This window comes from Streptomyces sp. NPDC096013, assembly GCF_044763565.1.
GTDB lineage: Bacteria > Actinomycetota > Actinomycetes > Streptomycetales > Streptomycetaceae > Streptomyces.
In genome coordinates, this window is record NZ_JBIWGK010000002.1 from 878,112 (window position 1) to 884,742 (window position 6,631).

Consider the following 6,631-nt stretch of genomic DNA (forward strand, 5'->3'; position numbering starts at 1 on the left):
CCATGAGCGGAATCCTCGAGGGCAAGCGCGTCCTGATCTCCGGTGTGCTGCTGGAGTCCTCCATCGCCTTCCACGCCGCCAAGCAGGCCCAGGAGCAGGGCGCCGAGATCATCCTGACCGCGTTCCCGCGGCCCACGCTGACCGAGCGCATCGCCAAGAAGCTCCCGAAGCCCACCAAGGTCATCGAGCTCGACGTCACCAACGACGAGCACCTGGCACGCCTCGCCGACGTCGTGGGCGAGGAACTGGGCGGCCTGGACGGTGTCGTGCACTCCATCGGGTTCGCGCCCGCGGACGCGCTCGGCGGCAACTTCCTGAACACGCCGTTCGAGTCGGTCGCCACGGCGATGCACGTCTCGGCGTTCTCCCTGAAGTCGCTGACCACGGCCTGCCTGCCGCTGATGCAGAACGGCGGCTCGGTCGTCGGCCTCACCTTCGACGCGTCCTTCGCGTGGCCGCAGTACGACTGGATGGGCCCGGCCAAGGCCGCCCTGGAGGCCACCAGCCGCTACCTCGCCCGCGACCTGGGCAAGCAGAACATCCGCTGCAACCTCGTCTCGGCCGGCCCCCTCGGCTCGATGGCCGCCAAGTCCATCCCGGGCTTCAGCGAGCTGGCCTCCGTGTGGGACAACCGCTCCCCCCTGGAGTGGGACCTCAACGACCCGGAGCCCGCCGGCAAGGCCATCGTCGCCCTGCTGAGCGACTGGTTCCCGAAGACCACCGGCGAGATCGTCCACGTCGACGGCGGCCTGCACGCCATCGGCGCGTAACACCGCCACGGAAGCACGGAAAGGGCCCGCACCGGACATGGTGCGGGCCCTTTCCGCGTCACCCGTTCGGCCCACCCGGCCGGGCGGGGACCGGGGACAACCGCGCACTCTGGATTACGCGTTCACCACTCGATTTCCTCCCCAGCACCGCCGAGGAGGTTTCCCTTGTGCGCCTGTCCCGCAGCCTGGCCTCAGTGACCATCGCCGTCGCGCTCGTCATCTCCCTGGCGTACGAGGCGATGCCCCACGCACGCGTGGAGGTACGAAAACCGGCCGCGCCCCAGTTGTTCGGCGCCGACTGCCGGACCACCGTCCACGGCTCGCACGTGATCGCGTACTGCCACAACCCGTACCCCCGGACCGACCGCGTCAGCCTGCACATCGAGTGCGACCGCTGGTGGGACATCGACAGCGACGGCATAGCGACCGACGCGGGCCCGGCGCAGACCGTACGGCTCACCGGCCGCTGCTGGGAGGACGTCCGCGCGGTGTGGGTCAGCCACCAGAAGCGGGCGAGCTGAACCGCAGCGCGCGGCACACGAACGGATAGCCCGCGGCCTCCTCGGCGGCGGCCTGCGCGTCCCCCGCGCGGATCGCGTCCACCAGCCGGGTGTGGTCCATGTACGTCTCCGGGGTCAGCGCCTCGCCGACGTCCGCGCGCAGCCAGTCCCGGAGCACCTCGCCCAGGTCGGCGTACATCGCCGTCATGACGTCGTTGTGGGAAGCCGCCACCACGGCCATGTGCAGGGTCGCGTCGGCCGTCACGAAGGCCTCCGTGTCACCCGACGCCCAGGCCTCCTCACGCCGTACGAGGAGGGCGTCCAGCTGCTTGAGGTCCTTCTCCGTGCGCCGCTCGGCCGCCAGCTGCGCCGCCGACGACTCCAGGGTGGAGCGCAGTTCGGCGATGTGCCGGGGGTCGGCGTCCGCGAACCGGCGGTGCATCACGCCCGCCAGCTCGCTCGTCGCGACGACGTAGGTGCCGGAGCCCTGGCGGATGTCCAGCAGGCCGTTGTGCGCGAGCGCGCGAACCGCCTCGCGGACGGTGTTGCGGGCGACCCCGAGCTGCTCGACCAGCTCCGGCTCGGTCGGGATCCGGGAGCCGACCGGCCACTCGCCCGAGGCGATCTGGTTCCGCAGCGCGGCGATGACCTGCTCGGACAGCGCCGAGCGACGGGGGTGACTCAGGGGCATGGCTCACCTTCGCATGGGCGGGGCGGGAGCGGGCCACCCGGGGATGGACAACCAATCATCCCATCATTCTATGATGGGTGGCATGGCTCGTGAGGAAACAGGGACACTGAAGTCCACGACGAACATCGGCAGCTCCGCTTCGGCCGACTCCCCGGAGTCCACCGGAGGCACCCCCACGCGCGCGTGGACCACACGTCTGATCGTCGTGGGCATCGTGCTGGCCGCGCTGAACCTCCGCCCCGCCATCACCAGCCTCGGCGCCCTCCTCGAAGAGGTCCGCGACGGCCTCGGCATGAGCGGCAGCGTCGCCGGACTGCTCACCTCCGTCCCCCCGCTGTGCTTCGCCCTCTTCGGCGTCATGGCCCCCCGCCTCGCCCGCCGCTTCGGCCCGGCCGCGGTGGTCTGCGCCGGCATGGTGGCCATCACCGCGGGCCTGCTCATACGGCCCTACATCGGCGGCACGCCCGGCTTCCTGATCGGCAGCGCGCTCGCGCTCATGGGCATCGCCGTCAGCAACGTCCTGATGCCGGTGATCGTCAAGCGCTGGTTCCCCGACCGGGTCGGCTCGATGACCGGCCTGTACTCGATGGCCCTGGCCCTCGGCACCTCCGCAGCGGCCGCGATCACCGTCCCCGTCACCGATGCCCTGGGCGGCAGCTGGCGCTCGGGCCTCGCCGTCTGGGCAGCCCTGGCCGCAGCGGCCGTACTCCCGTGGATCGCTCTCCTACGACACCGGGAGGCGCCCTCCGGGGAACAACGCCCCCGCGCGCGGGAGGCCGCCGACGGGGCACCCGCGCCCGGGGCGCAGCCGGTGCTGCGGATCACCCGCAGCCGCACCGCCTGGGCGCTCGCCGTGTTCTTCGGGCTCCAGGCCACCGCCGCCTACATCACGATGGGCTGGATGGCCCAGATCTTCCGGGACGCGGGGGTCTCCGCGGGCACCGCTGGAGTGCTCCTCGCCGTCACGATGGTCATGGGCGTGCCGCTGGCCTTCGTCATCCCGCGGCTGGCCACCCGGCTGCCCCGACAGGGCCCGATCGTGATCGCGCTCGGCCTCTGCGGGCTCGCCGGATACGCGGGCCTGTACCTCGCCCCGGCCGGCGGCGCCTGGGCCTGGGCCGTACTGCTCGGCATCGCCAACTGCTCCTTCCCGCTGGCCCTGACGATGGTCGGCATGCGGGCCAGGACCGGTGCGGGCGTCGCCCAGCTGTCGGCGTTCGCGCAGAGCACCGGGTATCTGATCTCGATCCCGGGGCCTCTCCTGGTCGGCGTGCTCTACCAGAGCAGCGGCGGCTGGGGACTGCCGATCGCCCTCATGGCCGGCCTGATGATCCCGCAGATGGCCGTCGGCGTCCTCGCCGGACGCAACCGCACGGTGGAGGACGAGGCGGTCCGCTGACCTCACCCCGGCGCGTCCGGCAACGGCCGGTGGTGGGAGACTGGGCGCATGCCAGTGCTCGATCCGAACCCCCAGAACGGCCAGCGGAAGATGCTCATCGTCTTCGGCTCGTTCTTCGCCATCTTCATCGTCATCGCCATCATCGCGACGATCGCTTCGCCGTGACCGCGTCCCGTTGACAGTGACCCCGTCCCGGTGACCGAGAGCGCGTAAAGGTGCCTCCGCGGGGCGATGGTGGGGTTGTCCCCACCATCCCCTAGGGGGCGAGGCTCAGGGTCAAGTGGGTGGATCTCCGGATGGGTTGGGGGCCGGAACTTCCGTAACTTCGATGGTGTGACCGCGAGAAGCGGATCGCGGACCACTCGAAGAGCAGCGGAGGCATCCATGTCGGCCCCTACGCACACCCGGCCCCACCCGGCGACCACGGGCGGCGTCGACATCAGGCTGCCGTGGTGGGCCCTCGCCCTGCCCACGCTCGCGTTCATCGTGCTGCTCGTGCTGATGCTCAACCCGACGGACGCCCAAGCGGCGGGCTCGGACCCGATGATCACGCACCTCTTCGAGCGCGCGCACCAGCTCATAGCCCGCTGAGCAGTCGCTGAGCACTCGCACAGCCCCGCCGTCAACTCCCTGCGCCCCATGGCCTGTTTCATGCGAAGCTGGATCCCATGAGCGTCGCAGAACCCCGCAGGATCGTCCTCTTCCGGCATGCGAAAGCCGACTGGCCCCAGGTGACCGATCACGAGCGGCCGCTCGCTGAGCGGGGCCGCCTGGACGCGGCCACCGCCGGAAGCAGGCTGGCCGACACCGGCATCCCCTTCGATCTGGCCCTCTGCTCCACGGCGGTCCGGACCCGGGAGACCTGGAAGCTCGCCGTCCACGAACTCGCGCACCGGCCGAAAACCGTCTACGAGGAGCGGCTCTACGAAGCCTCTCCCGGCGAGCTGATCGCGGTGCTGAACGAGACGCCGGACGACGCGCGGAACGTGATCCTCGTCGGCCACAACCCGAGCGTGCAGGGGCTGGCGGAGATCCTCCCCGGAGCAGGCGGGAGCGGGGGCGCGGGTGCGAGCGCGGGCAGCGGTGAGGCCCGGGAGCGGCTGACGCGCAGAGGGTTCGCGACCGCCGGATTCGCGGTGCTGTCCTTCACCGGTTCCTGGAAGGCGCTGGAGCCGGGTGTGGCCGCGCTGGACGACTACTGGGCGCCGTCGGAGTAGGGCGGAGCGGGCAGGGCTGAGCAGCGCAGGGCAGGCTGGGCAGCGCAGGGCAGGCATAGCAGCGGTTGATCAGCAGTGCGGGCTATACAGGCCGCGCAGACCGTGAGGGCCGTGCCGACCGTGAGGGCTGTGCAGGCCGTGTGTGACTAGGGGCCCGGCACCGTGTGGTGCCGGGCCCCTGAAAGTGGCGTAGGCCTGTGATCGTCCTCGGCCCTCAGTCCCCGGTCCTCAGCCCTCGGTCCCGGTTCTCGCTCCACTGGCCCCGGCTCGTGTCGGGTTCGGGGCGTCTTCCGGGCCGGGGTCAGTCCTCGTCGTGGGTGTCCGCTGCCTCGACCTCTTCGCGGGTGACGCCCAGCAGGTACAGGACGGTGTCGAGGAACGGCACGTTCACCGCGGTGTGAGCGGCCTCCCGGACGACCGGCTTGGCGTTGAAGGCGACACCGAGGCCGGCCGCGTTGAGCATGTCCAGGTCGTTGGCGCCGTCGCCGATCGCCACGGTCTGCGCGAGCGGTACGCCCGCCTCGGCGGCGAAGCGGCGCAGGAGCCGGGCCTTGCCGGCGCGGTCGACGATCTCGCCGGTGACCTTGCCGGTGAGCCGCCCGTCGACGATCTCCAGCGTGTTGGCCTGGGCGAAGTCGAGCCCGAGCCGGTCCTTGAGATCGTCGGTGACCTGGGTGAACCCACCTGAGACGACGCCGACTTGGTAGCCGAGCCGCTTGAGCGTACGGATCAGGGTGCGGGCGCCGGGCGTCAGGCGCACCTCGCTGCGGACCTTGTCGACGACCGACGCGTCGAGCCCCTTCAGCAGCGCCACGCGTGCGTGCAGTGACTGCTCGAAGTCCAGTTCCCCGCGCATCGCGGCGGCGGTGACCTCGGCGACCTCGTCCTCGCAGCCGGCGTGCGCGGCGAAGAGTTCGATGACCTCGTCCTGGATGAGCGTGGAGTCGACGTCCATGACGACCAGGCGCTGGGCCCGCCGGTGCAGCCCCGCCGCCACGACGGCGATGTCGACACCGAACGTCGCCGCGTCCGTGACGAGGGCGGTGCGCAGCGGCTCGGTCTCCACGCCGGACACCGCGAACTCGACTGCTGTCACGGGGTACTTGGCGAGCCGGAAGATACGGTCGATGTTGCCGCCGGCGCGGGTGATGCGGGCGGCGATCGCGGCGGTGGACTCCGCGGTGAGGGGGTGGCCGAGAACCGTCACCAGCGAACGGCCCAGCCCACGGGGGCGGTTGTCGCCGAGGCCGGAGATGATCTCCGCCTGCATCTTCATCGACTCGGCCCAGCTGTGCACGGTGGCCCGGAGATCCCCTTCGAGCCCGGCGGGCGGCGGGGTCACGAGTGCACACAGCACCATCCGGCCACGTGTGACGACCTGCTCGATGTCGACCACGTCGACGGAGTAGGCGGCGAGGGTGTCGAAGAGTCCGGCGGTGATGCCCGGCCTGTCCTTGCCGAAGATCTTGACGAGGAGAGTGGGGACGTCAGAGGTCTGCGAAGCGCTCATGGTGTACCCACCGTATCCGGCACGCAGTGCCTTATGCCGCAGAGGTCCGCCCAGCGGACACGGAACAGTGGGTGTCGGATCGGTGGCGCGAATCTTACGGGGCGGTCACGAAGGGGGCGGGGAGTGGTCAGGAGTGGGGTGGGTGCTGGTCAGGGATGGGTGGGGGGTGATCGTGAAGTGGCTGAGGAGCGGTCAGGAGGTGGGGCGGGGTGATCGTTTTGGGACGGGGTGTTGATCAGGAGTCGACCTGTTCTTGAGGGAGGGGGATTGGTGAGGGGGCTCGGGCGGGGCGGGATTGCTAGGTACGCCTGAGGGGGTGAGGGGTGCTGGGCGAGCAGGGCGCGGTGTGTCGGGCGCTCGGATGTCGAGCGGTTGGGCTGACGTGTGTCGAGCCTTCGGTGTGTCGGGCGGTCCGGGCGTCGACCTGTCGGAGCATCCTGCCGCCGAGCCGCCGAGCCGCCGAGCCGCCGAGCCGCCGAGCCGCCGAGCCGCCGAGCCGCCGAGCCGCCGAGCCGCCGAGCCGCCGAGCCGCCGAGCCGCCGAG

At 71.1% G+C, this 6,631-nt stretch carries 8 protein-coding genes; 6 read left to right on the top strand and 2 right to left on the bottom strand.

Translation table 11 applies throughout. The features are described 5' to 3' along the window. Positions 1 to 2: 2 nt before the first annotated feature. Together fabI and ACIRB1_RS11470 are read left to right on the top strand one after the other, a co-directional pair. Positions 3 to 770 (top strand): enoyl-ACP reductase FabI, encoded by a 768-nt coding sequence (fabI, locus tag ACIRB1_RS11465; protein WP_266767292.1) that lies wholly within the window; start codon positions 3 to 5, stop codon positions 768 to 770. A 167-nt stretch (positions 771 to 937) separates the two neighbouring features. After that, the gene (locus ACIRB1_RS11470; RefSeq protein ID WP_352184508.1) at positions 938 to 1,291 is read left to right on the top strand and encodes a hypothetical protein; all 354 of its coding nucleotides are present in this window, start codon (positions 938 to 940) and stop codon (positions 1,289 to 1,291) included. Here ACIRB1_RS11470 and ACIRB1_RS11475 read toward each other — a convergent pair. Then, positions 1,266 to 1,961, bottom strand: a complete 696-nt coding sequence (locus tag ACIRB1_RS11475) for a FadR/GntR family transcriptional regulator (RefSeq protein WP_352184507.1) — start codon at positions 1,959 to 1,961, stop codon at positions 1,266 to 1,268. The genes ACIRB1_RS11470 and ACIRB1_RS11475 overlap by 26 nt on opposite strands. Positions 1,962 to 2,031: 70 nt before the next feature. Between ACIRB1_RS11475 and ACIRB1_RS11480 the strand changes: the two genes are divergently transcribed. From ACIRB1_RS11480 to ACIRB1_RS11495, 4 genes are all read left to right on the top strand, one after another. Further along, positions 2,032 to 3,360 carry an MFS transporter gene (locus ACIRB1_RS11480; RefSeq protein ID WP_352184506.1) on the top strand — a complete coding sequence of 443 codons (1,329 nt, stop codon included), beginning with the start codon at positions 2,032 to 2,034 and terminating at the stop codon, positions 3,358 to 3,360. Positions 3,361 to 3,408: 48 nt separating this feature from the next. Further along, on the top strand, positions 3,409 to 3,525 hold the full coding sequence (locus ACIRB1_RS11485; protein WP_019060691.1) for an SGM_5486 family transporter-associated protein: 117 nt from the start codon (positions 3,409 to 3,411) through the stop codon (positions 3,523 to 3,525). Between the two features lie 219 nt (positions 3,526 to 3,744). Continuing rightward, positions 3,745 to 3,951, top strand: a complete 207-nt coding sequence (locus ACIRB1_RS11490) for a hypothetical protein (RefSeq protein WP_352184505.1) — start codon at positions 3,745 to 3,747, stop codon at positions 3,949 to 3,951. A 77-nt stretch (positions 3,952 to 4,028) separates the two neighbouring features. Continuing rightward, the gene (locus ACIRB1_RS11495; protein WP_403465352.1) at positions 4,029 to 4,577 is read left to right on the top strand and encodes a SixA phosphatase family protein; all 549 of its coding nucleotides are present in this window, start codon (positions 4,029 to 4,031) and stop codon (positions 4,575 to 4,577) included. A 301-nt stretch (positions 4,578 to 4,878) separates the two neighbouring features. Here ACIRB1_RS11495 and serB read toward each other — a convergent pair whose 3' ends face one another. Further along, positions 4,879 to 6,087, bottom strand: a complete 1,209-nt coding sequence (serB, locus tag ACIRB1_RS11500) for a phosphoserine phosphatase SerB (RefSeq protein WP_403465353.1) — start codon at positions 6,085 to 6,087, stop codon at positions 4,879 to 4,881. Between the last annotated feature and the right edge of the window lie 544 nt (positions 6,088 to 6,631).

Coding starts and splice junctions, on each gene's coding strand:
- ACIRB1_RS11475 (WP_352184507.1), bottom strand. CDS start 1,961: ATGCCCCTGAGTCACCCCCGTCGCTCGGCGCTGTCCGAGCAGGTCATC.
- ACIRB1_RS11490 (WP_352184505.1), top strand. CDS start 3,745: ATGTCGGCCCCTACGCACACCCGGCCCCACCCGGCGACCACGGGCGGC.
- fabI (WP_266767292.1), top strand. CDS start 3: ATGAGCGGAATCCTCGAGGGCAAGCGCGTCCTGATCTCCGGTGTGCTG.
- serB (WP_403465353.1), bottom strand. CDS start 6,087: ATGAGCGCTTCGCAGACCTCTGACGTCCCCACTCTCCTCGTCAAGATC.
- ACIRB1_RS11495 (WP_403465352.1), top strand. CDS start 4,029: ATGAGCGTCGCAGAACCCCGCAGGATCGTCCTCTTCCGGCATGCGAAA.
- ACIRB1_RS11485 (WP_019060691.1), top strand. CDS start 3,409: ATGCCAGTGCTCGATCCGAACCCCCAGAACGGCCAGCGGAAGATGCTC.
- ACIRB1_RS11480 (WP_352184506.1), top strand. CDS start 2,032: ATGATGGGTGGCATGGCTCGTGAGGAAACAGGGACACTGAAGTCCACG.